Consider the following 24,827-nt stretch of genomic DNA (forward strand, 5'->3'; position numbering starts at 1 on the left):
GACGTGCTGGCCGCCGAAGTGGCGGCGACCGCGTCCGGCCCGGTCGCGATCTACGGCCACTGCGTGGGCTCCGCGCCCGCCGTCGCGCTCGCGCGGAAGCTGGAGGCCGACGGCGTGCCCGTGCTGGGCGTGATCGCCGCCGCCAGCTTCCCGGCCGCACGGCTGCCCGGCCTGGCCAGGCGGCTGTTCGGCGGTGACCGCTGGGTGTCCGACCGGCTGTTCCGCGACGCGCTGCGCGCCTCCGGCGGGCTGCTCGACGACATGGACGAGGCCGCCAAACGCACGGCCGTACGGGCCATGCGGCACGACGCCGACCAGGCGCAGGAGTGGTTCGGCCAGGAGCTGGCCGGCGAGGGCACGCCGCTGCGCGCGCCGATCCTGAGCCTGGTCGGGGAGCGCGACCGCGCCACCGAGCTGCACGAGGAGCGCTACACCGAGTGGGCGGCGTTCGCGCCGCGGGTGGAGCTGGCCGTGCTGCCCAGGGCCGGTCACTACTTCCTGCGGCACCAGGCCGAGCCGCTGGCCGCCGTCGTGCTGGCGCACCTGACCCGCTGGGCGGCCGGAACGCTGCCCGATCCGGTGCGCCCGCCCGAACGCACCAGACTGGGGTCCTTCTACACCGTCGCGGGCGGGCAGATCGTCTCGGCGCTGGGCACGGCGCTGAGCTCGTTCGCGCTCGGCGTGTGGGCCTACCAGCGCAGCGGCGAGATCCTGGACCTGGCGCTGGTCACGATGCTGGCGCAGATCCCGGCCGTGCTGCTCACCCCGCTGGGCGGCGCGCTGGCCGACCGGGTGGACCGGCGCAAGATCATGCTGGCCTGCGACGCGCTGTCCGGGATCGCCATGGTGGCGCTGGTGCTGCTGCTGACCAGCGATCGGCTGGAGTTCTGGAACGTCTGCCTCATCGTGGGCGTGACCTCGGTCGTGTCGGCGTTCCAGCAGCCCGCCTGGCTGGCGGCGATCGCGCAGCTGGTGCCCAAACCGTACCTGCCGCAGGCCAACGCGCTGGCCAACGTGGGCTTCGGCGCGGGCAACGTGGTCGCGCCGCTCGCGGGCGGCGCGCTGATCGGCCTGTTCGGGCTGTCGGCGGTGGTGGCCGTGGACGTGGCCACGTTCGCGGTCGGTGTGCTGACGCTGCTGCTGGTGCGCTTCCCCGACCGGCTGTTCCACCGGCGCGAGGAGACGTTCACGGCGGCGCTCACCGGCGGGTGGCGGTTCCTGCGCCGGCGGCGGCCGCTGATGGTGATGGCGCTCTACTTCGCGGTGGTGAACTTCTGCACCGCGCTGATGTGGGTGCTGGTCACCCCGGTCGTGCTGGCCATCGGCGACTCGGCCGACCTCGGCGCGGTGACCGCCGTCGGCGGCGTCGGCGCGGCCGTGGGCACCGGCGTGGTGCTGGTGTGGGGCGGCACCCGGCGGCGGGCGACCGGCATGATCGGTTTCGTCGTCGGCTCCGGGATCGGCGTGGTGCTGATGGGCGTGTGGCCGGTCGTGTGGCTGGTCGCGGCCGGGTTGTTCGTCCGGCTGGCGTGCATGAGCATCGGCAACGCGCACTGGCTGTCGATCATCCAGGTCAAGGTGGGGCCGGAGCTGCAGGGGCGGGTGCTCGCGGTGAACATCATGATCGCCACGGCCATGCAGCCGATCGGCTTCCTGTCGGCCGGCCCGCTGGCGGACTGGGCCGGACGGTTCGCCACCGGCCCCGGCGGGGGCGCCGGGGTGGTGCTGCTGGCCAGCGGCGTGTTCCTGGTGCTCTGGGGGCTGCTGGGGCTCCGGCACCGGCCGCTGCACCACCTGGAGGACCTCGTCCCGGACGCCGCCCCGCCCTCGGAGGCCGCGGCCGACCTGGACGCCATCCAGGAAAGGGTGCTGAGCGCATGAACGGCGGTGCTGAACCCATGGAAACGGAGGGGGCGGCGGGCGCGCGGCTGGTCACCGCGGCCGACGTCCGGGCGGCCGGTGACCGCATCGCGCCGTACGTCCGGCGCACGCCGCTGCTGCGGCTGCCCGGCGAACGGCTCTGGGTCAAACCGGAGAACCGGCAGCCCACCCGCTCCTTCAAGGTGCGCGGCGCGGCCAACGCCGTGGGCCGGCTGGCCGGGCGCGGCGTCCGGCACGTGGTGGCGCAGTCGTCGGGCAACCACGCCCAGGCCATCGCCTACGCCGCCGCCGAGCACGGGGTGCGGGCGACGGTCGTCCTGCCGGACACGGCGCCCGAGCTGAAGGTCAGCGCCGCGCGCCGGCTCGGCGCGGAGGTGGTGATCGTCCCGCCCGCGCTGCGGGAGGAGGCGTGCCTGGCGCTGGCCGACCGGTTCGGCGCGACGGTGATCGGCTCCGACGCGTTCGACGTCATCGCCGGGCACGGCAGCGCCGGGACCGAGATCTGCCTGGACCTGCCGGACGCGGGGACCGTCCTGGTGCCCGTCTGCAACGGCGGCCTGCTGGCCGGCATCGCGGTCGCCGTCAAGGCCGCCGACCCGGCGATCCGGGTGGTCGGCGTCGAGCCCGAGCTGGCCGCCGACGGGACGGCCAGCTTCCGGTCGGGCACGCGCACGGCGTGGCCGGTGGAGCTGACCTACCGCACGCGGGCCGACGGCCTGCGCGCGCCGGTGCTGGGCGCCCTGGCCTGGGAGCACATCCACCGGTACGTGGACGACATGGTGACCGTGACCGAGGACGCCATCGACGCCGCCACCGGCCTGCTCCACCGGGAGCTGGGGGAACGCGCCGAACCCAGCGGCGCGGTGGCCACCGCCGCCTACCTCACCCACCAGGCGCACCTGCCGCCGGGGCCGGTCGTCGCGGTCCTCTCCGGCGGCAACGTCGCGATCACCCCGGAAACCAGCCAGGAGCCACTGGCACGAAGCACCTGATCCAGGCCGGAGCCAACGGCTGTGGTGGCGGCGCCCGCGAGCGCCGTCACCACGCCACATCGGACGATCACTCCGCCCCGACCGCCCCGGCCCGTTGTGCCGTCACCCCGGCCGGCATCCGGCGCCCCGCAGAGCTCGCAGACTGTGCCTAACCGAGACGCTCCCGCCCCTTGTCCGTCAACGACGCCAGGTGCACTCCTACGCCGAAGGTGGTGAAGCCCGACCTGGCCGCCTTCGTGAACTCCGCGACCACCACCTCCGACGGGAAATCCTTGACCAGGACGTCATAGGCCGCGAATCCATGATCCCGGACGGCGGCGAGAACCATGTCCGTGGTCAGCTCGGGGTGTTCCACGATCTCCTCCAGCAGGTCGCCCTGCCTTCACAGTCGCACCGTTGCCGCCACCTGTCATCAGCAACGGCTCTTTCGGTGCCCGCTCCCGGCGCCGACCGGTCGTCCGCGCCTCTCGGAGATCATTGCGATGATGTCCGGCAACTGATCACGGGAGCGCTGACGTGAGAGACGCGTACAAGGAGTTCGACTGGCTGGCCACGTACGGCCCGTTCTATGACGTCTCGTGTGTGTCCTTCGCCCGTTCCCTCCCCCCTCGCGAAGCGCTGACCCGCCTCGGTGCAGGGCCCGGCGACATCGAGCAGGTGACCTTCGACGGTCTCCAGGAACGAACGATGGAGTGCATCGACGCCGACAACCTGCGCAGTGACTACGTGGGCGCGCTCGAGACGGCGGGCTGGACGGTGCTCGTCCAACTCTGGACAGGATCAGCCGCTTTCAACCGCCTGCTGCCGACTCTCTCCCAAGGGACCGAGGTCGTGTCGATCAGCCGAAACCTCCACGCCGACGACCACTTCACCTATGCGATCGACGGCGAAGAGATCACCTGCTTCAACCAGCTCTCCCCTCAAACACGCATGGGCAGTGAGCCCGACCGATTGTTTCTGGAGATGTGGGAGGTTGGGCTGGATCCCCACCACGAGTGGGAAGGTCCGGGCCTCCACGCCACGTTCCAGCGATCGTTCGCGCTGGCGAAGAAGCTCACCGGCGTCGCCTTCTCCCAGAGCATGCTGGACATGCGATTCCTCGCCGCCAGGATCAGAAACGTATGATCACCACCTCGGTACGGATCCCGAGGCGTTCGCCCGGCGACCGCCTCTATGGCCTCGACCCGCGCAAGCGGGCGTGCAGGTTGTCGATGCGCCGGTACAGCACTTGGTGGTCGGGCGGCTGAGTGCTCTCCCACAACCGCACCTTCCTGTCGGCGCCCGCGGTGGCGAGCAGATGCCCGTGCGGGTGGAAGGCGATGGCCCGGACGGGACCGGTGTGGCCGTCGAGAGGCCGCCCCACCTGTTTTCCGGAATCGAGCTGCCACAACCGGACCAACCCGTCATCGCCGGCGCTGGCCACCAGGTCCGCTCCCGGATGGAAGGCCACCGACCGGACCGGGCCGATGTGGCCGACGAAGGGGTCGGCCGTGGCGCGTCCCGACGCGGGATCCCACAACCGCACCGTTTCGTCGTCGCCGCCGCTGGCCAGGACGTGCCCGTCCGGGTGGAAGGCCACCGTCACGACCGCGCCGCTGTGACCTGCCAACGGCTCACTGACCGGCTGCCCGGACGTCGTGTTCCACAACCGGACCATGCCGTCGTCCCCGCCGTTGGCCAGCAGGCGTCCGTCGAGGTCGAAGGCGAGGGCCCAGCCGGCGCCGTCATGGTCGATGAGCGGCCCCCGCACCGGCCTTCCCGTGGTGATGTCCCACAATCTCACGGTGCCGTCGATGCCGCCGCTGGCCAGGATGCGCCCGTTCGGGTGGAAGGCCACCGACCAGACAGTGCCGGCATGGCCGTGCAACGGTTCACCCACCGGTCGCAGCCCGTCGATCGTCCACAGGCGTACCGTCTTGTCGCTGCCACCACTGGCCACCAGATCCCCGTCGGGATGGAAGGCCACCGCCACGACCGCACCCGTGTGGCCCAGCAGAGGCTCCCGCCACGGCCTGCCCGTCACCGTGTCCCACAGCCGCACGGTCCCGTCGCCGCCGCCGCTGGCCAGGATGCGCCCGTCCGGATGGAAGGCCACCGACCAGACGGCGCCGGAGTGACCTTCCGCATTCGCCCCGTCCACCGGCCGGTACAGCTCATGCGGTGGATCGGAGGCCGGCCCTTGGGTGTCCTCCGTCCGGGCCGTGGGCCCGGTCTCGGAATCCAGCGGGCGACCGCGCTGCGAACGCAGGTCGTGGGCGGCGATCCACAGGGCCTTGAACTCCGTGACGTCGCCCTGCAACGCCTCCACCACGAGCTCCAGGTTGCCCCATCGAGGCAGGCTGACGCAGCGGATCACCCCGTGTGCGGTGGAGTGGCTCATCGCGCCCGTCTGCCTGGCCAGAGCCCGGCTGCTGGGCTCGCCCGCGTGGAGATGCAGGTCCCGCAGGCGTTCGCGCAGAACGGCGAGGGGATCCTCCGGCAGGGGGGCTTGCGGAGACATGGTGATGTCAGGATTCCAGAATCCCGGAGAGCCAAACCCACCCGTGACGGATCCGTGCACATCGCCATCCGGGCCGGGAACCGTCAGTTTCTGTCAGCCGACGTACGGGTTCATCGGATCGCGTAAGACCTTGGCACAGATCGTCAACGGCACTTCGGCGCGCCCCATCCTGATATCGCGCCCTCGGCACCGGCCGAGGCGATGCCGAACTCACGAAGGGAAGCTCCATGATGCTGCCCCACCTCGCCGCACTGGTCGTGACGAGCGCCGCGCTGGTGACACTCCCCGCCATGATCTACATGTTCTCGGCCGACTCGGCCCGCCGCTCCCGGGCGCTACGCCTGCTGCGCCTGCTGCTGCGCCGTTGACGCCGGTGGCGCGAGCAGCCGGCCCGAATCGGGCTCCCGCCCGTGACGGCTCCCCCGGCGGGCCTGGGCTACCTGCCGCACAGGGCGGTGCCGAAGGCTTCGAAGATGTGCGCGTCGCTCTTCGGGGTGCCGGTCACGTAGAGGGTGACGGCGCGGCCCGAGCGGTCGCGGCCGCTGAGGACGCGGGTGCCGGGCAGGCCGCCGTCGTGCATCCAGGCCGGGCCGCAGGCGAACGGGTAGGAGTAGACGCCCAGACTGTAGTCGGCCTTCGGCGGGTCGTTGGCGGGGACGGTCCGGGCGAGCACGGTCTTGATCGTGGAGGCGGGCAGGGACTGCCAGAAGCGGTTCAGGTCGTCGGGGGTGGAGATCAGGCCGCCCGAGGCGCCGAAGAGGTAGCCGGGCTCCAGGGTCGTGTCGACCACCTTGCCCTGGCTCTTCGGGTCGAACGGGTTCACGCCGTAGGTGTGGGCGTGCTCGCCGCGGATGTCCAGCTCGTTCTGACGCGGCCAGTAGGTGTGCCGCAGGTTCTTCAGGACGCCCTGGCGGGTGACCGTCCGGAAGTCCTTGCCGGTGACCTTCTGGATGAGCATGCCGGCCACCAGGTAGTTCGTGTTGGAGTAGGCCCACTTCTCGCCGGGTTCGCCGGTGGGCTCGGCGTCCAGGGCGAGGCGCAGGAAGTAGGCGTCGGCGTCGGTGCCGAGGCGGGCCGGGTCGATCAGCGGCAGGTACTCGGGCAGGCCGCTGGTGTGCGTCAGCAGTTGCCGCACGGTGATCGGCCTGCCGTCGAGCAGACCGGGCGCGTACCGCTCCGCCTGGGCGTCCAGATCGATCTTGCCCTGGTCCGCCAGGCGCACCACGGTGGCCGCGACGACCGACTTGGTCACGCTGGCGATGCGGAAGTGCGCGTCCGCGCCGACCATCGGCCGGTCAGAGCCGCGCTCGGCGACGCCGGACGTCCACGTCCTGACCCGGCCGCCGGGCTCACGCACCGACACCAGCGCACCCGCCAGCCCGTCCTGCTGGGTCAACCGGTCAAGCTGCTGCTGCAAGGTGGGCGACGACGGCTTGGCGGCGGCCGGCGCGGGGGACGCGGCGCCCAGCAGGACGACGGCGGCTGCAGCTGCGGCAAGATACCTACGCATGTTCTGGGCAACTCCCTTGGACGAGGTGATGTGCCCATCCTGTGGCTGCCGAGCACCGGAATCGATCATGCCGCCCGGTGTCCGGATGGTGGGGACTGCCCCACCACGCCCGGCTCGGGCGGTCTGCGCCACCAGCGGCGATGTTTGAGGTAGTTTGCCCGGTGGTGTTTTGTTCGATCAAGGAGGAAGACGGATGCCTGACAGGCTGACCCGACGCGATTTCGGCCGGACGATGGGCCTGGCCGGGCTCGGATTGGCCGGCGCCGGGCTCGTCGCCGGTCAGCCGGGCAGGGCGCACGCCGCCGCCGGGACGTGGAAGACGACCGGAACCCTGGGAGCCGGGCTGGGCAGTTTCGACAGCACCATGAAGGCTTTCATGCAGGCCCGTAACCTCTCCTGCGGATCGCTCGCCGTCACCCGCAAGGGCAAGCTCGTCCTGGCCCGCGGCTACACCTGGACGACCAGCACCACCCTGAAGACCCAGCCGACCTCGCTGTTCCGGATCGCCAGCCTGAGCAAGCCCATCACCGGCGCGGCCGTCCTCAAGCTGGTGCAGGACGGCAAGCTCAAGCTCACCGACCGGCTGCCCGACCTGCTCCCCCTGACGCCGCCGTCCGGCAGGACGGTGGATCCCCGGCTGAAGGACGTGACCGTCCTCAGGTTGCTGCAGCACCTGGGCGGCTGGGACTCGTCCATCACCGCCGACCCCATGTTCAGCGACCTGGCGGTCTCCAGGGCGCTCGGCGCGGCGCTGCCCGTCCGCCAGGCCGACATCATGCGGTACGCCGGCGGCCTCGCCCTGGACCACGACCCCGGCAGCACGTACGCCTACGCCAACTACGACTACCTGCTGCTCGGCCGGATCATCGAGAAGGTCAGCGGCATGCCGTACGGCACGTACGTGCAGCAGAAGATCCTCGGGCCGCGCGGGATCACCCGGATGAGGCTCGGGCGCACGCTCAAGGCCGGCGCCGTCACCGGCGAGGTGCCGTACGTCGCGAAGTACACGGGAAAGACGGTGTTCGACGCCTCCGGCACGTCCGTCCCGGCTCCGTACGGTTCGTTCAACCTGGAGAACATGGACGCGCACGGCGGCTGGCTGGGAACGGCGGTCGACCTGGTGCGCTTCGCCGGGATCTTCGACGCCGCCGGCTCCGTGCTCACCTCGACGTCGATCTCCCGGGCCTTCGCCCAACCCGAGACCGGCGTCAACGGCGACGGCTGGTGGTACGGCTGCGGCTGGTCGGTCCGCAACGTCACCGGCGGCCGCAACACCTGGCACACCGGCAGCCTCCCCGGCACCTACACCCTGCTGGTGCGGCGGTATGACGGGCTGACCTGGGCCGCGCTCTTCAACCAGCGCGACGACGCCTCCGGCCTGAGCTACGCCGACATCGACCCGGCCCTCCACAAGGCCGCCAACGCGGTGACCACCTGGCCCGCCGTAGACCTGTACGGCACCTACCTCTGACAGGCCCTCGCCGTTCACCGGCAACCGGCGCCCGCCCGCCCACGACGGCGGTGCGGGCGTCATGGAACCAACCGGCAGGGCGGGACTGCACGTCATTCAAGAACGAAGCGGTAGAAATGCTGAATCGGTTCCTGCAAGCCCATGGCCTGACGGCGAATGCGGGGACCGACGAAGGCGCCCCTCTTCCCGGCGGACGCCGCCGCGTGACCGACAAGCTGTTGTCAGAGTTCGGCGGGTCCACTTTCGACGACGGCCTGTACCGGATTCACACGTGGGCATCTCGCGCAGAGGCCGACGCCTTCGCCGCGCACGCCTTTCCGGAGTTCGGCGATCTGTCGTGCTTCGGGTTCGACTGGCTGGGGCGGCAGTTCTCTCTGGACCTACGAGCACACGAGACGGAAGACCCTCCGATACTCATGCTGGAGCCGGGGACCGGCCAGGTCCTGGAGATCCCGGTGCCCTTTTCCGATTTCCACGACGGCGAGCTGGTCGACCACGCCGACGAAGCCTTGGCCGAGACTTTCTACGAGGAGTGGCGTGCCATCGACACGGCCCCCTTGGGCTTCGGCGAGTGCCTGGCTCATGACGTTCCGCTTTTCCTGGGCGGCGAGGATCGCGTGGCCAATCTGAGCCGATTCGACATCCAGATCTACTGGCATGTCGCCGGAGAGCTCCGGCAAGGGACCTCGAACGTGTACTGACCGTTCCGCACCGCGCCACCACCAGGCCCGGCACCTCCCGTGTCGAACAATCTGCGGGCATGGATTCCGCATGACGCCCTGTCACCACGGACGTCCTGACCATGCCGACCTACGCTGCCCGCATGGCTTTTGTTATCCCAGAGATCAAGGTCGGCCTGGCCGAACTCGGCGGCGGGCCGGACGCCTGGTGCTCGAAGTGCGGCAAGCGGGCGACCCTGTACGCCGTCGACCCGGCGACCGGAAGGCCCACGTACGTCTGCACGGCCGACGCCGGTTCCGAGGTGGAGGCAATGCTCCTGCGCTCCCCCGACTAGCCGGATCACCACCGCGAGGTCACCCGCGCAAGCCTCCACGCTGCAGGAACGAGGTGTTCCTCGACGCCGCAGAACCGCGCCCGTCCCCATGAGTGTTCACCCCCGAGGAACGGGCGCCCCACGCCGTCCGAGCGTCACCCTCGCCGGGCGACGGTGTCCGTCGTGGACAGGACTTCAGCCCCTCCCGTCCGACCGGACGAGTTCTTGAGCCCCACAGGCCGGACGTTTACGCTCGCGCCATGCCCATGATCGCCGTGTTCGCCGGATCCGCCGCCCTGCTGGTCGTGGTCGCGTTCGCCGCCAGGCGCCGGCTGGCGGTGGTGACCGTACGGGGGGAGAGCATGGTGCCGGCGTTGCGGCCCGGCGACCGGTTGCTGGTGCTGCGCGGGAAGGCGGTCCGGCGCGGGCAGATCGTGGTGCTCGAACCGATCGGGCCGGGAATGCGATGGCGGGACGGGCCGCTGCCCGAGGTCGCGGCCGCCGACTGGGTGGTCAAGCGGGTCGCGGCGCTGCCGGGCGAACCGGTGCCGCCGCAGTGCCCCGGGCTGCCCGCCACGGTGCCGCCGGGAAAGCTCGTGGTGCTGGGGGACGGGGAGATCAGCGCGGACTCGCGGTTGTGGGGCCTCGTCCCGGCCGATCGGGTTCTGGGGGTCGTCCTACGCACCCTTGTTAGTACGTCTTAACAGCCGCATACTCCATTATGTCCGGACATTTCCTGACAACGGGGCTGGGATATGCGTCTGGTCTTTTCCGCCGCAGGACTGGCCGCGACCACCTTCACCATCTCCCCGCTGCACCACACCCTGTTCGCCGCCCTGTGCCTGCATCATCCCGGCTTCGCCGTACCCGGATCGCCGTGGCGGGATCTGGCGCGCAGGACGCCCGCCAGAGCCATGCCGTTCGTCCGGCGTGTCCACCACGCGCCGCACAGCGTGTCCGGCTTCCTCTGGGCCGACCTGCCGCTGCCGCCCGGCGCGGGCACGCTCAACGACGAGCTCGACGTCCAGCCCGGTCTCGGTGACGTCGCCGACGCGCTCCGCGCCTTCTACGTCAGCTGCGTGGCCCCCGAGTGGGACGCGATCCGCCACCGCCTGAACGCCCACGTGAACCGCTACTCCGAGCTGATCTGCGTGCGGGGATTCGGCCGTACGCTGCCCAGGCTCACCCCCAGGCTGAGCTGGTACGGCTGCGCCCTGCAGATCGACACCTCGGACCTGTGCCCGTCGCCGGTGGAGCTCGGCGACGGGGGCGTGGCGTTCTCGCCGCTGATGTGCGCCAGCCGCTGCTTCCTCGCGCTGTCGCCGCCCCGCGGCGGCAGCAGGGCGGTCATCGCCTATCCGGCCGGCGACGAGGGCGCCCGGCGTCCCGCGTCGGTGGACGCCCTGGCCCAGGTCGTCGGGCAGGCCCGCGCCAGGGTGCTGCGCTCGATCGGCGGCGGCTCGGCGACCGGCGAGCTGGCCAGGTCGCTGGCGGTGAGCGCGTCCACGGTGTCCGAGCACGTGACGGCGTTGCGGCTGGCGGGGCTCGTGAACACCTACCGCGAGGGTCGGGCCGTGCGGCACGTGCTCACCTCGCTGGGCCACGAACTCCTCGAATACAGCGCCTGATTTGTCGCATTTCGGTGGCGGTCCGAAAGGATTGCCCCTCCCCTGACCCGATGGTGATGATCAGGCGAATACAGCCCCTCTCACCCAGGAGGTCGGATGACTCGCACACTCAAGGCGTTGGGCGACCGGATGCTCGGCGCCCTGCTGCCCGCCAGCACCGCGGACGCCAGGGGGTGCCCCTACGAGTGCTGGTGCTACCACTGGCTCGACCACACCGCGTGGACCTGCGTGCGGCCGGACTGCACGACCTACGTGTCCTGCTACGAGTGCTGCTGACCCTCCACACCCCGCCCACGCCCCCTTCGCAGGGGGTCGTGGGCGGCACCACCCGTGAAGGAGCGCCATGCCGTACATAGAGCTGGGCTGCAGGGCCGTGCTCTGCCTGGTCTTCCTGGCCGCGCTGGCGGGAAAGGCCACCGGCTGGCGCGCCTTCGTGTCCTCCATCCCCGGTCTGGCTCCCGGGCTGCCCGCCGCGCCGGTCGCGGTGGCCGTACTGGCCGGCGAGAGCGCCGCCGCGGCGCTGCTCGCCCTGGGCGAGCGCGCGGGGTTCGTGCTGGCCGCCGTGCTGCTCGCGGCCTTCGCCGCCGCGATCCTGCTGGGCCTGCGCCGCGGCTCCGCCGCCGCCTGCCGGTGCTTCGGCGTCACCGCCGCTCCGCTGAGCCGCGCCCAGATCGTGCGCAACCTGCTGCTGATCGCGGTCGCGGTCACCGGCTGGGTGACGCCGGGCGGGCGCGTCGAACTCGCCGGGGTGGCGCTGGCGCTGGTCGCCGCCGCGGTGCTCGCCGCCGTGCTGGTGCTCTTCGACGACCTCGCCGACCTTCTCCTGGAGAGGAACCTCTGATGCCGTACGTCATCGCAGCCCTGGTCATCGTGGGCGTCATGAGCGCGCTCAACCTGGTGCTGACGTTCGCGGTGATCCGCAGGGTGCGCCACGCCGAGCAGCACGCCGCTCCCTCGGGGCCGCCGTTGCTGCCGGTGGGCTCGACCGTCCCGGACGTGCGCGGGATCGGGCGGCCCTCGGTGATCGGCTTCTTCGACACCGAGTGCCAGGCCTGCCCCGGGCAACTGCCGCCGTTCCTCCAGCTCGTCGCCAACGCGGGCTACTCCCCCTCGCAGGTGCTCGCCGTCGTGTCCGGCCCCGGCGGGGAGAGCTACACGGACGCGCTGCGCGGCAGCGCCACCGTGATCGCCGAGCCCGCCAACGGGCCGGTCTGCCTGGCCTTCCCCAACTCCGCCTTCCCCGCCTTCTACCTGCTCGACGAGTCCGGCCGGGTCAGGTCGCGCGCGGTCACCGTGGCCGGGCTCGGCGCTCCCGTCACCGCATGACCCACGACGTCTCGCCCGGTGTGTTGCGGCTGGCCGGGCGGGCCGTGACGGTGTGGGGGCCGGCCTGGCGGGCCGCCCCGGTCGCCGCCGTCTGCTCGGTGCTCGCCGTCCTCGCCGGCGGCACGACGCCGGTGGCCGCCGCCTGGTGCACCAAGCTGATCCTGGACGGCCTGGCGGGCGGCCGGGCCGTACTGATGCCGACGATCATGCTCGGCGTGGTCGGCCTGGTCGCCGCGCTGCTGCCGCACCTCACCGAACACACCGACGGACGGCTGCGCCGCGGCCTGGGCCTGCTGACCCGCGAGCGCCTGTTCACCTCGGTCAACGCCTTCGTCGGCCTGGGCCCGTTCGAGAACCCCCGCTTCCGCGACCGGCTCAGGCTGGCCGAGCAGGCCGGGACCGGCGCGGCCAACCAGATCCTGGCCCCCGGCCTGTCGCTGGTGCGCGGCCTGGTCACGCTGGCCGGGTTCGTCGCCGCGCTCACGGCGCTGAGCCCGGTCATGACGGCGATCGTCCTGCTGTCGGCGCTGCCGTCGCTGGGCGTGCAACTGTCGCTGAGCAGGCGCAAGGTGGGTCTCGAATGGCAGATCAGCCCCGCGATGCGCCGCCAGATCTTCTACGCCGGCCTGCTCACCGAGGTCGAGCCGGCCAAGGAGGTGCGGCTGTTCGGGCTGGGCGCGTACCTGCGCGATCGTCTCCTCGGCGAGATCCGCGCGGTCAACCGCCAGGAGGAGGCCCTGGAACGGCGCGCGCTGGCGGGACACGGGCTGCTCGCCCTGCTCGGCGCCGCCATCGGCGGCGCCGGACTGATCTGGGCGATCGCCGGCGGCCGGCTCGGCGTGGGCGACGTGGCCGTCTTCGCCGCCGCCGTCGCCGGGGTGCAGGGCGCGCTGTCGGGCGGGGTCACCCAGCTCGCCCGGCTGCACCAGGCGCTGCTGGTCTTCGGACACTACCGCGCCGTCGTCTCCGCCGCCCCGGACCTTCCCGTACGCCGCCCGCCCCGCCCGCTGCCCGCCCTCCGCTCCGGGATCGAGATGCGGGACGTCTGGTTCCGCTACGGCGAGGGGCGACCGTGGGTGTTGCGCGGAGTGGATCTCACCATCCCCCACGGCGCCTGCGTCGCGCTCGTGGGGCTCAACGGCGCCGGCAAGTCGACGCTGGTCAAACTGCTGTGCCGGTTCTACGACCCGTCGCGCGGCGCGGTCCGCTGGGACGGGACGGACCTGCGCGACGCCGACCCCGCCGAACTGCGCTCCCGGCTGACCGCGGTCTTCCAGGACTACGTGGCCTACGACTTCACGGCGGCGGAGAACATCTCGCTCGGCTCACTCGGCGCCTCGCCCGAGCAGGTAAGGACGGCGGCCCGGCTGGCCGGGGTGCACGCGGCGCTGGACGCCCTGCCGCACGGCTACGACACGTTGCTCAGCAACCGCTTCCTGGACGCGGCCGAGACCTCCGGCGTCGTGCTGTCCGGCGGCCAGTGGCAACGGCTCGCCCTGGCCAGAGCGTTGATCAGGGGCGAACGCGACCTGCTCGTCCTGGACGAGCCGAGCGCCGGACTCGACGCGGAGGCCGAGCACGCCATCCACCACAGGTTGCGCGAGCATCGGGCCGGCCGCACCAGCCTGCTGATCTCCCACCGGCTGAGCGCGGTCAAGGACGCCGACCTCATCGTGGTGCTGGCCGAGGGCAGAGTCGCCGAACAGGGCACCCACACCACCCTCATGGCCACCGGCGGCGAATACGCCCGCCTGTTCACCCTCCAGGCCAGCGGCTACACCGTCGAGCACGCCTGAAGCCGCCTCCGGCCAGATGTACACGATGGCAGACTGATCAAGCCGACAACCCCCGCCCCGAACCGGCAGGCAGACGAAAATGGTGAACCTCACCTGGAACGCGGCCTCCCGCACCTGTCCCGGGTCCGCGCGCCGGCACATCGTGGACGACATCTGCACAGGTCCCTATTTGTTCGCGGTCGCCGACGGCCGCAGGGAACGAGTCGCCGGCGACGTCGCCAGCCACCTCGTGACCGAAACCCTGCGGAAGTACGACCGCGAAATCGATCCCTCAGACCTGACCACCGTTGTCGAACATGCGCTCAGATCCGCGAACGAGTCCCTTCAGCGAAGGATCGAAGCGCAACCCGAACTGGCGGGCATGGGCGCCGACCTGGTTGCCATGGCGTGGTCCGGGACCACGGCGGTCTTCACCGACGCAGGCGATACACAGGCGTACTTCACGCGACGAACCGCCGGCGGAGCCGCTGAACTCATCTGGACGACCGCGAGTCGTGCCCACGGCACGACCGAGGCCCCCGGCGCGCCGAGCTCACCGGAACGCATCCCGAACTTCCTTGATGGACGCCCCCATAAACGCGTCCCTGACCTGGTGACTTTCCGCCTGCACGCCGGTGACCGGATCCTGCTGTGCACCGGCGGACTCGGCGCGGCGGTCCCTCACCCGCTCCTGATGGACGTTCTGAGCGGCCCCGGCGGATCGGCGGATGTGGCCGATCGCCTCGAAGCCCTTGTCGTGGAGCACGGCGGTCCGGACAACATCACCATGGTCGTCGTCGAATTCGTCGATTTCGAGGAGCACCGAGAGGAATACACGTTCATCGACTAGCGCGAGGCGGGCTCTTACCTCTGATGCGAAAGAAAATCTGTAGTCGCCACTGTAGACATTCGCGCCAAGGGGAGCTAGAGTTCCTGACATCGCAAGGGATGAATCCACGAGGGCAGCACGAGCACCACGATGAGGCTGCCCGGACGAACGTGGACAGCAGTACAGAACGAGGTAGGGCAGAAGGTCGGACTGCCGCGGCCAGTGTGGTTGAGCAAGAAGGGCCGGGGCGGTGGACGCGCTGCCGATTACGGAAAGTCGGCGCCAGCGATCGGGGCGCCGAGGTACGGATAACCGGAAAGGAGTGTTGAACGCCATCAGGATCGCCCGTCGCCGGCCGCATGTCGCCGCACGGGTACCGCAGCTCCACGAACAGGACGGTGGTCTACGGTCACGCTTACGCGATCCCCGCACCCCCGCATCGGGCGGCTGGTGCGGCATAAGTGAACCGCCCCTGCAGCACGCAGGCAGGGCCGGTCGATGGTGTTAAACCTCTGGGCCCCGGCGCATCATGGCGCCGGGGCCCCTGTTCGCATTCGGGAAGGTTGAATGGATCAAACACCTCTGGCAACGGTCACCGCGTCCAAGCGGGAGCGGCCCAGCCCCACCGGCGATCACCCGGTTCAGGAGGTCGAAGCGGCCGGCAGTCTCGGGCAGCGGCTCGATGACGAGGACTATCCCGCCTACAGCATGGGCCGGGCCGCCGAGCTCCTCGGCGTCACCCCGGCGTTCCTGCGCAGCCTCGGCGCCGCCAAGCTGATCGAGCCGCTGCGCAGCGAGGGCGGGCACCGCCGTTTCTCCCGCTACCAGCTGCGCCTGGCCGCCCGCGCCCGCGAACTCGTCGACGCCGGCACCCAGCTGGAAGCGGCCTGCCGCATCATCATCCTGGAAGACCAGCTCGCCGAGGCGCTGCGCATCAACGAAGAACTCCGCCGGCGCCACTGACCGCCTTCCGCCCCCGGCCACACCCGGGGGCATCAGGACCGGCCGTTCGGTCGTCAGGTGTCGAGTCTGGCCGCCTGCATGGCGCCCAGTCGCCGCACGAACAGGGCGGTGACGATCGCCGTCGGTACGACCAGCACGTGCACGGCCACGCTGGCCCAGGTCGCCCACGTGAATTCGTACCTCAGGCCAAGGGTGTCCTCGTACGTCTCGGAGTCGTAGTCCTTGGTGAGGAGTGTCGTCCACTCGATCCAGAAGAGGGGCCAGGTCAGGAAAGTGACCAGCCACAGGGCCCACCATGTGTGCAGCAGACCGGCCGGGGCTGTCGTGCCGCCGCGTCCAGGGGGGCTGGAGGCGTGCCAGATGTCGTCGGCGATCTGCTTGGGCAGCCAAAGGTTGCCGATCGGGATGAACCAGCCGAATGCGGCCATGGAGGGGCGGTAGCGCAGCCGGCCGGGCGCGAGCCGTTCGGCGACGACTCGTACCCGGAAGAACCAGAGCAGCCAGGACGTCGTCAATCCCACGCCGGAGACGACCTGGGCCGCCAGCATGATCTGGCCGACCGTCTCAGTTTCGTCGTAGCTCTCCACCCGGTGCCACCGTCTCGCGTCGTCGGCGAAATCGAGCTGGTACACCACTGTGCTGACGGAGATCAGGGTGAAGAGGGCAAGCAGCACATAGGCGGCGATCTGCTGGCCGGTGGCGGAGTGCAGGGGGTCACGGCCGCGCATATGGCGGCGTTCGTTGACCAGCAAGGGCTGGGGTGCGCCCGGCGGATTCGCGTGGCCGGACGGTGGTGGCGCCATCGCTCGGGGGCCGCCACCGTCGGTCGCGGTGGCCGGGTCGTGAAGAGCCGTCAGCGCCAGGGTCCGGCGGTCGGCGATGACCTGGGTGAGCGCCTCAGGCAGCCACCGCCCCTGGTCGGGCGAAACGAGCGCGGTGAGCCGGGTCAGCACCTGCTCCAGGCCGGGCCGGACGGCGGGGTCCTTGGCCAGGCAGGCCGCCACCAGAGCGGCCAGGGGGGCGCGCACTCCTTGAAGATCGGGCTCGGCGTGGACCACGCGGAAGACGACCGCGTGGACGGGCCCCGTCCCGAAGGGGCTGCGGCCGGTCACGGTGAAGGCGAGCATGCAGCCGAGCGAGAACACGTCCGAGGGCGGCCCGACCTCCCGGCCCATGGCCTGTTCGGGGGACATGAACGCGGCGGTGCCCAGCACGGTGGAGGTCTGGGTGTGGCTGGTGGCGTCCAGGGCGCGGGCGATGCCGAAGTCGATCAGGCGGGGCCCGTCCTCGGCAAGGATGACGTTGCCGGGTTTGAGGTCGCGGTGCACCATCCCGCAGGCGTGCACGGCGGCGAGTCCTTCGGCCAGCCCGGCGCCGAGCACGGCGGCCGACTCCACCGGGAGCGGCCCGTGCTCGTCGACGGCTTGGTGCAGGGAGGGGCCGGGGATGTAGGCGGTGGCCAGCCACGGCCGGACGGCGTCGGTGTCGGCGTCCACGACCTGGGCGGTGTAGAACCCGCCGACCTTGCGGGCGGCGTCCACCTCGGAAGTGAAGCGGCGCCGGAAGTCGCTGTTGCCGGCCAGCTCCGGGCGCACCACTTTGACGGCGACCAGGCGCCCGCCCGGGGAGCGGCCCAGGAACACCTCTCCCATCCCGCCCCCACCGAGCCTTGCGTGCAGCCGGTAGGAGCCGATGTGAGCCGGGTCGCCGTCGCGTAGGGGGTCGGTCATGGTGACTCATTCCTCGTCGAGATCATCGCCGGTCGGTGTCGATGATTCCAAAAGAGGGGCACAGAAATATGGCAAAACCGGCCGCGCCAGGCCCGCTGACCGCACCGGACCTCATTCCGGGCCCATGCACAGCACGGCGGCCCACCGCCGAAACCGCCGCTTTGCTTCGCTACGGCGCCAGGTCCTGAGTACCGCGGGTACGGGCAGCGGGCCGTTAGACTACACCGGTGTTCGCGCGCGTTCCCCTGGCCGTCCGCTCATGGCCGGCCTGGTGGAGAGCCCGGCCGTCCTTGGTCAAGGACGGCGCGCTCGCGGCGACGCTCACTGCGCTGGCCTTCGTACCGACGCTGTCCGTCATCGGAGCCCAGCTCAGTGACCTGCCGAAGCGACCGGCCGACGCCTTGGCGGTGGTGCTGACCGTGGCGCAATCGGCGCCGCTGGCGTTCCGCAGCCGTCACCCGGCGGCATGCCTGGCCGTCATCGGCGCCGCCTTCGCCGTTCATCAGGCGCTCTGCTGTCCGCCGACGTTCGCCAGCGTCGGCTTCTACCTGGCCCTGTATACGGCCGGAGCCCAACAGTCCCGGCACCGTCGCACGCTCGCGGCGGCGGTGAGCGCCGGCTACGCCGCACTCGCGGTCGTCCTGAGCCAGCTGGGATCCCCCAACCGGATCCCGGACTTCGTCGCCTTCTACCTGGTTCTGGTCGTGATCTGGATGGCCGGAGCCGGGATGCGCCGGTGGCGGGCCGAGGAGGCCGAACGGCGGCGGCTCGGAGCGCTGGCGGCCGGCGCCGACGAACGCGCCCGCATCGCCCGTGAGCTGCACGACGTGGTCACCCATCACGTGACCGCCATCGTGGTGCAGGCCGACGCCGCGCAGTTCCTGGTCGGCACCGCACCGGAACGCGCAGGGCAAGGGCTGGCCGCCATCAGCGACACCGGCCGGCGGGCGCTGACGGAGCTCCGGCATCTGCTCGGCGTGCTGGAGGCGACCGGCGACGACGCGCTCACGGACCGTGCGCCGGGCCTCGGCAGTATCGCCGACCTGGTCGAACAGGCCCGCGTCTCCGGCCAGCCCGTCGAACTGACCGAACACGGCGAGCGCCTTCCTCAGCCCGTCGACGTCGAGCTGGCCGCGTATCGGGTGGTTCAGGAAGCCCTCACGAACGCCATCAAGCACGCGACCGGCCGGCCCACCAGGGTCGCGGTCCACCACCGCGCCGGCCACATCGACATCGAGGTGACCACCGACGGGTCCGCTCTGGTGGAAGGTCCCGCCGTGCCGTCCGGGGGGCGAGGGCTGGACGGGCTGCGCCGCCGCGTCCAGATGCTGAACGGTCAGCTGACCGCCGGCGCCCGGCCCGGGGGCGGGTTCACCGTCCGGGCCCTCATCCCCTTCAGGAGCACCGCATGACCAGTACGCCGATCCGGGTGCTCATCTGTGAGGACCATGAGCTGGTGCGCACCGGCTACACCACGATCTTCTCCGCCCAGCCCGACATGGAGGTCGTCGGGGACGCCGCGGACGGCCGCGCGGCGCTCGAGGCCGCCCGGCGGCTGCTGCCGGACGTCGTCGTGATGGACATCCGGATGCCCGTCCTGGACGGCATCGAGGTCACCAGGCGACTGGCCGGTCCAGGCGTCGCCGCTCCGGTGAAGGTGCTGGTGGTGACCACGTTCAACGTCGACGAGTACGCCTACGAAGCACTCAGGGCAGGCGCCAGCGGCTTCCTGCTCAAGGACGCGCGGCCGAAGGAACTGGTGGACGGCGTACGCACCGTCGCGCGCGGCGACTCCCTGCTCGCGCCCGCCGTCACCCGGGCCCTCATCGGTCACTTCGCCGAGCGCCTGCGCCCCACCGACTCCGCCCGCCCGGCCCTGCAGGAGGTCGTGCGGGCGCTGACCCAGCGGGAGCTGGAAGTACTCGAACAGCTCGCCGAGGGCCTGTCCAACGCGGAGATCGCCACACGACTGTCCATCAGCATCGAGACCGTCAAGACGTACGTGTCGCGGATCCTGACCAAACTCGACCTGCGCGACCGTGTACAGGCGGTCGTGCTCGCCTACCGGGTGGGACTGGTGGCCGCCGATCAGGGTTGACACGGCGGTCAGGCGGAGGGCTCGGCGCGGTGCGGCCGAGGCCGGATCCGGCCGGCGCGGGCGGCCCGCCGCAGCAGGAGAATCGTGGGCGCCAAGCAGACCAGCAGCGCGAAAAGGCTGGCCTCAGGGCCGAAGACGCCGCCGGTCAGCGCGGTCGGGCCGGACAGCGTGACGTTCAGCAGGCCCTCGGGCGGCGCGGCCGATCCGGAGACCGTGACACCGAAGATCCCCGCTTGGGCGAAGTTCCAGGCGAAGTGCAGGCCGATGGGCAGCCACAGCGAGCGGGTGGCGACGTAGGCGGCGGCCAGCATGGCTCCACCCGTCAAGGCGATCGCGAACACGCCCCACAGGGTGGCGTTGCCGTTGACCAGGTGCATCGCACCGAACAGCAGCATGGACACGACCAGGGCGATCACAGTGCCGGCACGTTCCTCCATGATGCGGAACACCACCCCGCGAAACAGCAGTTCTTCGGTCACGGCGACGCCGGCCATCAGCCCCGCGGTGCCGAGGAAGCCGCCGAAGGAACCCCAGGACAGCTCCTGCCAGCCACCGAACACCGCGATCAGCGCCATCAGCCCGGCGAACAGGCCCGACCCGAGCAACATCCCGCGCCACAGCTGGGACCATCGCCGCGTCTTCCCGAGTTCGGGGACGTCCGGACGCAGCTCGACGACCCGGCACAACCAGCGGTAGCAGATGACGGCGATGATGGCCAGGCCGACCCCCACCGGCAGGGCGAGGATCGGTACGGGCGAGACGAGTTGGTTGATCCCGGTCGTCACCGACATCACACCGAACAACGCGACCAGCAGGACGGGGAACCGGAACCTGCGCAACCGGTCACGGGCCGTGGCCGAACCGGTGTGCGAAGGGGTGGTTCTCGGATGCTCAATTCTCGGATGCTCAGGGGGCGCCACGATCGCGATCCTTTCGATCAGATGTCCGCGGTGTCTTCCGCGGCTCAAGTGAGGCTAGGGATCGGAGCCGGGCATGCCATCCCCCTGGAACGGACACAGCGATAGCTCTCACGAGGGATACCGGACGAAGGCCCTCAGGCATCAGGTCACTACTGTCCAGAACCCCCTTCGGCGAAGTACTTGAGCAGACGGTGGTGCACGAACTGGTACTCGTTCGTCGAGAGCCGGCGGAGCAGCCCGGCCCTGACCAGTTCCTCCAGCGACTGCGGCACCTGCCGGCCGTGCTTGCCGTGGTGCCGGAAGATGTTTCTGATCTCCCGGCTCTCGTCGTCGAAGCTCGTCCCATCCCGGGAGATCAGGTGTCGCGCGACGTCACGCAGGATCTCTCGCAGTGCGGGCCCCTCATCGAGCATCGCCATCGCACGGTCGGCGTAGAGTTCGACGAGATCGCGCCCCTCCGCCGACGCCTCGCGCAGCCACGAGTCGGACAGGTTGGCCAGCAGCGCGGGCGCGCCCGCGAGCTCCTCGGCGTCCGCCTGCGACCCCTTCCACGTGCCCAGGAGGCGCGACATCTCCTGCTCGGTGACCCCCTTCACCCGCACCTTGACGAAGTCCTGGTGCACTACCAGCGGATGGCCCTGGCCAGGATTGCGATCGGTGACAGTGATCTTGGCCCCGGTCACTTCGTGCCAGCGCACCACCTCCTGAGCGATCTTGTCGCGGTCGGCGGGGTCGGCCACCTCGTCCAGCCCGTCGAGCACATAGATCAGGCGCTGCCGATTGACCATGGCGAGGGCTTCGGTGATCGGCGTCCGGTACTGCTGGACGAGCGCATGAGTCATCCACATCTCGAACCCCGGGCGGCTGAGGTCCAGCGACCGCAGGCTCACGAAGACCGGAACGGGACCACCGCCCTCCTCCAGCAGGCGAAGAGTGATTCGGGCCGCGAGCACTGTCTTGCCGGCGCCTGACGCTCCGACCACGAGCAGGCCCCGGTCCCAGCGGGCGACGAGGTCGTCCAGCGTGATCGCCCGGCCGTCCATGTCGAGATCCTGCGCCAGCACGGCGCCCCCGGCGGGGAGCAACTGTCCGACCTGCCGCTCCACCCGCTCGGCGAGCACCGCGAGTCCTTCCGCCAGCTCCCCTCTGGCGGCGGCGACGAGCGGCTGCCCCACCGGCGGCACCGCCTTCGGCTCCTCCTCGCTGTGCTCCGGGATGGGGGTGGATCTCACCAGATCGATGTACGCGCTCACGTCCGCGGGCACAGCCCGGTGGGAGTCCCGGAACCTGGAGACGAGTTGAAGGGGCAACTGACTCCAATCGAGTTGCCGTCCTTCCTCGGCGGTGTCGAGATCCTCCGTGATCCGCTGCAACAGGCTGGCGTCCTGGGCCAGCCTGGCGTAGAACTCACCGTCTCCTTCCCTGATCAGCAGGATCGCCGCCAGGGTGGAGACGTCGTACGGAGACAGCTTCCTCGCCTTGGCGATCCGGTCCTGCAATATCAGGACGTTGAGAAACCGTTTGATCGACCGAGGGTTGCGTGGCAGCCCGATGCGGAGCAAGTCGCGCGTGGGCATGATCTCTTCCGGGAGCAGGCTCCGCAGATAGTCGTCGAAGGCGGCGGCTGACAGCCTCGGCATTTCGAACGGAAACTGAATGATCTTGTCCAGATAATGGTCGACCTGCAGACCCTTGTATTTCTCCCCAAGGGCCACCAGCAGCGGTTCCTTGGCGACGGCCAGGAAGAAGACACAGTTGTCGCGGTTGAAATGGAGCTTGAGCGCCTCCAGCAGTCCGGCCACCTGATCGCCGGCGCATCGGTCGAGGTCGTCGATGAACACTACGAGCCGCTTCTTGCCCGTCTCCGCCAGAGCTTGGGCGATCAGATCGGTGAGGTACTCATCCAGCCGCGCACGATCCGAACGAATACGGAAATGTTGCTCGTCGTACTCCTTGAGACTGCTGCGCACGTCAGCCAGGTTCACCCGGGCCGTCGAGGAGAGCACCAGAGAGCCGAGCACCTCGGAGATGGTCCGCAGCGTGCGCGACACCTGTTCCTTCTTCGCCAGTCCGAGCTCCGCGACGAGCGTGTGGAGCAGCGGCAGCACCGGGTTGTCGTCGTACTGGTGCCGCCACGGGTCGAACCACACGTGTGCGCAGTCGCCGTACTGATCGTCGATCACCTGTCTGACCTGCTTGAGCAGGGAGGTCTTGCCGATCCCCCACTCGCCGTAGACACCGATGACCATGGGCGGAGAGGCGGAGTGGGCAAGCAGCGCCAGCGCCTGCGCGTACTCCGCCCGCCCCAGGCTGTCCGTGACCGCCGGCTCGTCGCTGTGCGTGAATCCGGCCGGGGCCTGCTCCTCCTCCTTGAGGGAGGAGGCCGGTTCCACCCGCGGCCTGCGCCTGCGCCACATCAGCCAGGCGAGGAGCCCCACAAGGATCAGACCACCGGCGAGAAAGGGCCACAAACGCAGAAGCAGGTGCCGCGGCACCACCCGCAGTTCCCGCCGCGCCACTCCGGTCTCGGCGTAGAGGACCAGTTGCCCGCTTGTCTCACGCAGCCGTGGCCCGGGCACCAGGGTGACGGTCGTGTTCCCGCCCGCCGGAAGCTGAACGGACCCGCCTCCCTGGACGCTCACCGCGCTCGCGGCAGGGCCCGCGACCTGGATGCGGGCCGTCACGGCCGGTCCCGGATTCACGACGGTGACCTGCACGGGCACGCGCGGGAACGTCTCGAGTGAGATGGACAGCGCCGAATTGTCCAGGAACTGGGGAGCACCGAACCCCGTGCCCACGGCCAGGACCACCACGACAAATAAGCGCGCGATCGGCATGCCTTGATTATTCAGGCTTTCTGCGGGGGCCAGCCGGGCGAAAGCCCTTTTCTGAAGGGCCGAACCATGGTGGCGGCAAAAGCGAGCGTGACCATCGCGACGGCCAATGTGGTGGTGGTGACCCACACGTCCGCGCATGCGTAGAGCAGCCCGGCGAGCACCGGGCCGAGCGCCCCTCCGCCGTAGCTGACCAGCCGGGAGACGCCGGCCACCCGAGCCAGCTTGTCAGCCGGCACCCGGCTGATCACCGTACGGATCGTCACGTTGCTCAGCCCACCCGCCACGCCGATCATCAGCAGTGCCAGCGCGAAGGCTCCGGGCGAGAGCGCGGTCGTCACGGCCAGCAGCAGCGCCGCCGCGCACACCCAGGTGTGCACCAGCAACATCGATCGGCCGCGGTGGGTGAGGCCGATGATCTCGGCCAGCCGGTAGGCCGGCACCTTCCCGGCGATCCTCTGGCGTTGCGGCGAGATGAGCGCCCCCACCACCCCGCCCACCCCCGCGGTCGCCAGGATGACGCCGATCAACGCCGGGCTCTCCCGTGTCTGCGTCATATGGGTCACGAACACCACGGTCAGCGCCTGCACGACCAAGTTGATCAAAGCGGTCAGGATCGTCGCGGACCTCAGGAAGTCGTTCGTCCAGATCTCCCTCAGCCCGACGCGGATCTCCTCCGTGAGCGAGAGCCTGACCGGCCGGGCCGGGGTCCGCCGCACCGGCGTGCGGGCCAGCGTGGCCGCCGCGGAGAGGAACGCCACCGCGTTCGCCAGGAAGGTCATCGCCGGGCCGTACGCGTAGAGCACCCCTCCCAGCGACCGCCCTGTCAGGCCCACGGCGTGAACGGTGGTCTCGTGCACGGCGAGCGCCGTGTCCACCTCCGCCGGGCGGGCCACCGCCGGGACCAGCGCGATCTCCGCGACGGACGAGAACACCGTCAGACATCCCTCGGCGAAGGCCACCACGAGCAGATGCTCGATCTGCAGGCTCCCCAGGAGCAACGCACCGCAGGTGACGGCCATCAACAGGCCCTTGGCCAGCTCGCACCAGGTCATGACGAGCCTCGGGCCGACCCGGTCGACGACCGTGCCCGCCGGCAGGTAACACAGCAGGCCGGGCAGCGTGGCGGCGCACACCACCCAGCCGGTCCAGGAGGGCGATCCGGTGAGCGCGATGGCGAGCAGCGGGTAGGCCACGCTCAGCGTGCGCGCGCCCATCATCGACAGCGTCGATGCCGTCCAGGAGCGGCGAAAGCCCGCGTTGGTGGCGAACAGCGAGGTCAAGCCACTCGGAGCTTGTCTGGTCTCCACCGCCACTCCTGCCGTCCTGTGCTCAAGCACAGTGTCCCGTGATCCGCGGCGGTGGGGTGACGGCGG

Annotated in this window: 24 protein-coding genes; 17 read left to right on the forward strand and 7 right to left on the reverse strand. The window is 70.6% G+C overall.

Annotated elements, in window-relative coordinates; translation table 11 throughout:
- Both ACFYUV_RS49305 and ACFYUV_RS49310 read left to right on the forward strand, forming a co-directional pair.
- The coding region (locus ACFYUV_RS49305; RefSeq protein WP_387682721.1) for an MFS transporter at positions 1 to 1,881 on the forward strand (1,881 nt) is incomplete at its 5' end.
- A gap of 17 nt (positions 1,882 to 1,898) precedes the next feature.
- A complete protein-coding gene (locus ACFYUV_RS49310) occupies positions 1,899 to 2,873 on the forward strand; it encodes a threonine/serine dehydratase (RefSeq protein WP_387682723.1) in 975 nt (324 codons plus the stop codon).
- 148 nt (positions 2,874 to 3,021) lie between these two features.
- On the opposite strand, the gene ACFYUV_RS49315 is transcribed toward ACFYUV_RS49310, so the two are convergent.
- A complete protein-coding gene (locus ACFYUV_RS49315; protein WP_352356164.1) occupies positions 3,022 to 3,228 on the reverse strand; it encodes a hypothetical protein in 207 nt (68 codons plus the stop codon).
- A 161-nt stretch (positions 3,229 to 3,389) separates the two neighbouring features.
- On the opposite strand from ACFYUV_RS49315, the gene ACFYUV_RS49320 reads away from it, so the two are divergent.
- Positions 3,390 to 3,998 (forward strand): DUF6461 domain-containing protein, encoded by a 609-nt coding sequence (locus tag ACFYUV_RS49320; protein ID WP_387682725.1) that lies wholly within the window; start codon positions 3,390 to 3,392, stop codon positions 3,996 to 3,998.
- A 46-nt stretch (positions 3,999 to 4,044) separates the two neighbouring features.
- Here the strand turns inward: ACFYUV_RS49320 and ACFYUV_RS49325 are convergent, their stop codons facing one another.
- Positions 4,045 to 5,373, reverse strand: a complete 1,329-nt coding sequence (locus tag ACFYUV_RS49325) for a WD40 repeat domain-containing protein (RefSeq protein ID WP_387682727.1) — start codon at positions 5,371 to 5,373, stop codon at positions 4,045 to 4,047.
- A gap of 227 nt (positions 5,374 to 5,600) precedes the next feature.
- Between ACFYUV_RS49325 and ACFYUV_RS49330 the strand changes: the two genes are divergently transcribed.
- On the forward strand, positions 5,601 to 5,741 hold the full coding sequence (locus ACFYUV_RS49330) for a hypothetical protein (protein ID WP_352356170.1): 141 nt from the start codon (positions 5,601 to 5,603) through the stop codon (positions 5,739 to 5,741).
- Positions 5,742 to 5,809: 68 nt separating this feature from the next.
- Here ACFYUV_RS49330 and ACFYUV_RS49335 read toward each other — a convergent pair whose 3' ends face one another.
- A complete protein-coding gene (locus ACFYUV_RS49335) occupies positions 5,810 to 6,883 on the reverse strand; it encodes a serine hydrolase domain-containing protein (RefSeq protein WP_387682729.1) in 1,074 nt (357 codons plus the stop codon).
- Positions 6,884 to 7,076: 193 nt separating this feature from the next.
- On the opposite strand from ACFYUV_RS49335, the gene ACFYUV_RS49340 reads away from it, so the two are divergent.
- The 11 genes from ACFYUV_RS49340 to ACFYUV_RS49390 all read left to right on the forward strand — a co-directional run bounded on the left by ACFYUV_RS49340 (position 7,077) and on the right by ACFYUV_RS49390 (position 15,869).
- Positions 7,077 to 8,354, forward strand: a complete 1,278-nt coding sequence (locus ACFYUV_RS49340) for a serine hydrolase domain-containing protein (protein ID WP_387682731.1) — start codon at positions 7,077 to 7,079, stop codon at positions 8,352 to 8,354.
- Positions 8,355 to 8,470: 116 nt separating this feature from the next.
- Positions 8,471 to 9,055 (forward strand): hypothetical protein, encoded by a 585-nt coding sequence (locus ACFYUV_RS49345; protein ID WP_387682733.1) that lies wholly within the window; start codon positions 8,471 to 8,473, stop codon positions 9,053 to 9,055.
- A 122-nt stretch (positions 9,056 to 9,177) separates the two neighbouring features.
- A complete protein-coding gene (locus ACFYUV_RS49350) occupies positions 9,178 to 9,369 on the forward strand; it encodes a hypothetical protein (RefSeq protein ID WP_352356176.1) in 192 nt (63 codons plus the stop codon).
- A 239-nt stretch (positions 9,370 to 9,608) separates the two neighbouring features.
- Entirely contained in the window at positions 9,609 to 10,052 is a 444-nt protein-coding gene (locus ACFYUV_RS49355) for a S26 family signal peptidase (protein ID WP_387682735.1), read from the forward strand.
- A gap of 51 nt (positions 10,053 to 10,103) precedes the next feature.
- Positions 10,104 to 10,976 carry an ArsR/SmtB family transcription factor gene (locus ACFYUV_RS49360; RefSeq protein ID WP_387682737.1) on the forward strand — a complete coding sequence of 291 codons (873 nt, stop codon included), beginning with the start codon at positions 10,104 to 10,106 and terminating at the stop codon, positions 10,974 to 10,976.
- Between the two features lie 96 nt (positions 10,977 to 11,072).
- Positions 11,073 to 11,252 carry a hypothetical protein gene (locus tag ACFYUV_RS49365; RefSeq protein WP_125645566.1) on the forward strand — a complete coding sequence of 60 codons (180 nt, stop codon included), beginning with the start codon at positions 11,073 to 11,075 and terminating at the stop codon, positions 11,250 to 11,252.
- 67 nt (positions 11,253 to 11,319) lie between these two features.
- Positions 11,320 to 11,817 (forward strand): MauE/DoxX family redox-associated membrane protein, encoded by a 498-nt coding sequence (locus tag ACFYUV_RS49370; RefSeq protein ID WP_387682739.1) that lies wholly within the window; start codon positions 11,320 to 11,322, stop codon positions 11,815 to 11,817.
- Positions 11,817 to 12,302, forward strand: coding sequence for a TlpA family protein disulfide reductase (locus ACFYUV_RS49375; RefSeq protein WP_387682741.1), 486 nt, complete (start codon positions 11,817 to 11,819; stop codon positions 12,300 to 12,302). The genes ACFYUV_RS49370 and ACFYUV_RS49375 overlap by 1 nt, the downstream gene beginning before the upstream one ends.
- Positions 12,299 to 14,098: an ABC transporter ATP-binding protein gene (locus ACFYUV_RS49380; RefSeq protein WP_387682743.1), complete on the forward strand. Its 1,800-nt coding sequence runs from the start codon at positions 12,299 to 12,301 to the stop codon at positions 14,096 to 14,098. Before ACFYUV_RS49375 ends, ACFYUV_RS49380 begins: the two co-directional genes overlap by 4 nt.
- Before the next feature lie 79 nt (positions 14,099 to 14,177).
- Positions 14,178 to 14,927 (forward strand): PP2C family protein-serine/threonine phosphatase, encoded by a 750-nt coding sequence (locus tag ACFYUV_RS49385; protein WP_387682745.1) that lies wholly within the window; start codon positions 14,178 to 14,180, stop codon positions 14,925 to 14,927.
- 546 nt (positions 14,928 to 15,473) lie between these two features.
- Positions 15,474 to 15,869 carry a MerR family transcriptional regulator gene (locus tag ACFYUV_RS49390; protein ID WP_387682747.1) on the forward strand — a complete coding sequence of 132 codons (396 nt, stop codon included), beginning with the start codon at positions 15,474 to 15,476 and terminating at the stop codon, positions 15,867 to 15,869.
- 53 nt (positions 15,870 to 15,922) lie between these two features.
- Here the strand turns inward: ACFYUV_RS49390 and ACFYUV_RS49395 are convergent, their stop codons facing one another.
- Entirely contained in the window at positions 15,923 to 17,599 is a 1,677-nt protein-coding gene (locus ACFYUV_RS49395; protein WP_387682750.1) for a DUF4328 domain-containing protein, read from the reverse strand.
- A gap of 227 nt (positions 17,600 to 17,826) precedes the next feature.
- On the opposite strand from ACFYUV_RS49395, the gene ACFYUV_RS49400 reads away from it, so the two are divergent.
- Complete coding sequence (locus ACFYUV_RS49400) at positions 17,827 to 19,011, forward strand: sensor histidine kinase (protein WP_387682752.1); 1,185 nt, start codon at positions 17,827 to 17,829, stop codon at positions 19,009 to 19,011.
- Positions 19,008 to 19,697 (forward strand): response regulator, encoded by a 690-nt coding sequence (locus tag ACFYUV_RS49405; RefSeq protein ID WP_387682754.1) that lies wholly within the window; start codon positions 19,008 to 19,010, stop codon positions 19,695 to 19,697. Before ACFYUV_RS49400 ends, ACFYUV_RS49405 begins: the two co-directional genes overlap by 4 nt.
- A gap of 8 nt (positions 19,698 to 19,705) precedes the next feature.
- Here ACFYUV_RS49405 and ACFYUV_RS49410 read toward each other — a convergent pair whose 3' ends face one another.
- From ACFYUV_RS49410 to ACFYUV_RS49420, 3 genes are all read right to left on the reverse strand, one after another.
- The gene (locus ACFYUV_RS49410; RefSeq protein ID WP_387682756.1) at positions 19,706 to 20,617 is read right to left on the reverse strand and encodes a CPBP family intramembrane glutamic endopeptidase; all 912 of its coding nucleotides are present in this window, start codon (positions 20,615 to 20,617) and stop codon (positions 19,706 to 19,708) included.
- Positions 20,618 to 20,766: 149 nt separating this feature from the next.
- The gene (locus ACFYUV_RS49415) at positions 20,767 to 23,454 is read right to left on the reverse strand and encodes a P-loop NTPase fold protein (RefSeq protein ID WP_387682758.1); all 2,688 of its coding nucleotides are present in this window, start codon (positions 23,452 to 23,454) and stop codon (positions 20,767 to 20,769) included.
- 11 nt (positions 23,455 to 23,465) lie between these two features.
- On the reverse strand, positions 23,466 to 24,734 hold the full coding sequence (locus ACFYUV_RS49420; protein ID WP_387682760.1) for an MFS transporter: 1,269 nt from the start codon (positions 24,732 to 24,734) through the stop codon (positions 23,466 to 23,468).
- Positions 24,735 to 24,827: the final 93 nt, after the last annotated feature.

The sequence above is a fragment of the Nonomuraea sp. NPDC003560 genome, from assembly GCF_042878785.1.
Lineage (GTDB): Bacteria > Actinomycetota > Actinomycetes > Streptosporangiales > Streptosporangiaceae > Nonomuraea.

What these genes read in the sequence shown, in the direction of transcription:
- ACFYUV_RS49310 (WP_387682723.1), top strand. Translation starts at nt 1,899, where the DNA reads ATGGAAACGGAGGGGGCGGCGGGCGCGCGGCTGGTCACCGCGGCCGAC.
- ACFYUV_RS49325 (WP_387682727.1), bottom strand. Translation starts at nt 5,373, where the DNA reads ATGTCTCCGCAAGCCCCCCTGCCGGAGGATCCCCTCGCCGTTCTGCGC.
- ACFYUV_RS49330 (WP_352356170.1), top strand. Translation starts at nt 5,601, where the DNA reads ATGATGCTGCCCCACCTCGCCGCACTGGTCGTGACGAGCGCCGCGCTG.
- ACFYUV_RS49335 (WP_387682729.1), bottom strand. Translation starts at nt 6,883, where the DNA reads ATGCGTAGGTATCTTGCCGCAGCTGCAGCCGCCGTCGTCCTGCTGGGC.
- ACFYUV_RS49340 (WP_387682731.1), top strand. Translation starts at nt 7,077, where the DNA reads ATGCCTGACAGGCTGACCCGACGCGATTTCGGCCGGACGATGGGCCTG.
- ACFYUV_RS49345 (WP_387682733.1), top strand. Translation starts at nt 8,471, where the DNA reads ATGCTGAATCGGTTCCTGCAAGCCCATGGCCTGACGGCGAATGCGGGG.
- ACFYUV_RS49350 (WP_352356176.1), top strand. Translation starts at nt 9,178, where the DNA reads ATGGCTTTTGTTATCCCAGAGATCAAGGTCGGCCTGGCCGAACTCGGC.
- ACFYUV_RS49355 (WP_387682735.1), top strand. Translation starts at nt 9,609, where the DNA reads ATGCCCATGATCGCCGTGTTCGCCGGATCCGCCGCCCTGCTGGTCGTG.
- ACFYUV_RS49360 (WP_387682737.1), top strand. Translation starts at nt 10,104, where the DNA reads ATGCGTCTGGTCTTTTCCGCCGCAGGACTGGCCGCGACCACCTTCACC.
- ACFYUV_RS49365 (WP_125645566.1), top strand. Translation starts at nt 11,073, where the DNA reads ATGACTCGCACACTCAAGGCGTTGGGCGACCGGATGCTCGGCGCCCTG.
- ACFYUV_RS49370 (WP_387682739.1), top strand. Translation starts at nt 11,320, where the DNA reads ATGCCGTACATAGAGCTGGGCTGCAGGGCCGTGCTCTGCCTGGTCTTC.
- ACFYUV_RS49375 (WP_387682741.1), top strand. Translation starts at nt 11,817, where the DNA reads ATGCCGTACGTCATCGCAGCCCTGGTCATCGTGGGCGTCATGAGCGCG.
- ACFYUV_RS49380 (WP_387682743.1), top strand. Translation starts at nt 12,299, where the DNA reads ATGACCCACGACGTCTCGCCCGGTGTGTTGCGGCTGGCCGGGCGGGCC.
- ACFYUV_RS49385 (WP_387682745.1), top strand. Translation starts at nt 14,178, where the DNA reads ATGGTGAACCTCACCTGGAACGCGGCCTCCCGCACCTGTCCCGGGTCC.
- ACFYUV_RS49390 (WP_387682747.1), top strand. Translation starts at nt 15,474, where the DNA reads ATGGATCAAACACCTCTGGCAACGGTCACCGCGTCCAAGCGGGAGCGG.
- ACFYUV_RS49395 (WP_387682750.1), bottom strand. Translation starts at nt 17,599, where the DNA reads ATGACCGACCCCCTACGCGACGGCGACCCGGCTCACATCGGCTCCTAC.
- ACFYUV_RS49405 (WP_387682754.1), top strand. Translation starts at nt 19,008, where the DNA reads ATGACCAGTACGCCGATCCGGGTGCTCATCTGTGAGGACCATGAGCTG.
- ACFYUV_RS49415 (WP_387682758.1), bottom strand. Translation starts at nt 23,454, where the DNA reads ATGCCGATCGCGCGCTTATTTGTCGTGGTGGTCCTGGCCGTGGGCACG.